Origin of the sequence: Methylobacterium sp. WL103 (assembly GCF_008039885.1) — a bacterium.
Taxonomy (GTDB): Bacteria; Pseudomonadota; Alphaproteobacteria; order Rhizobiales; family Beijerinckiaceae; genus Methylobacterium; species Methylobacterium cerastii.
The window spans coordinates 1-601 of record NZ_VRUX01001201.1; the positions used below are offsets into that span (position 1 = coordinate 1).

Annotated in this window: 1 protein-coding gene; it reads left to right on the forward strand. The window is 72.9% G+C overall.

Going from position 1 to position 601, the window contains the following annotated elements; genetic code table 11:
- On the forward strand, window positions 1-601 hold a 601-nt coding region (locus tag FV222_RS28615), incomplete at both ends, for a DUF1800 family protein (protein WP_147816493.1).

Genomic DNA, 601 nt, shown 5'->3' on the forward strand with positions numbered 1-601 from the left:
GGCCTACCAGGCGGCGCTGTCGGCCACGGCCCGGGACGCCGCCGCGGCGACGATCCTGCGGGCGCTGGCGAGCCCCGACCAGCTGCGCGAGCGCATGACCTGGTTCTGGCTCAACCGCTTCAACGTCCACCAGGGCAAGGCGAACCTGCGGGCGATGGTCGGCGACTACGTCGACGCGGCGATCCGCCCGCACGCGCTGGGCCGCTTCCGCGACCTGCTGGAGGCGACCCTGCGGCACCCGGCGATGCTGCGCTACCTCGACAACGCCGACAACGCCGCCGGCCATCTCAACGAGAACTACGCCCGCGAGCTGATGGAGCTGCACACAATGGGCGTCGGCTCCGGCTACACGCAGGGCGACGTCGAGGCGCTGGCCCGCATCCTCACGGGCGTCGGCATCGACGCCCGCCCCGAGGACCCGAAGCTGAAGCCGGAACGGCAGGCCGACCTCGTCCGCGCCGGCCTGTTCGAATTCAACCCGAACCGCCACGATTACGGTGACAAGGTCTTCCTCGGCCACGCGATCCGCGGCCGCGGCTGGCCCGAGGTCGTCGAGGCCCTCGACCTGATCGCCCGCGCGCCCGCCACCGCGCGGGCCGTG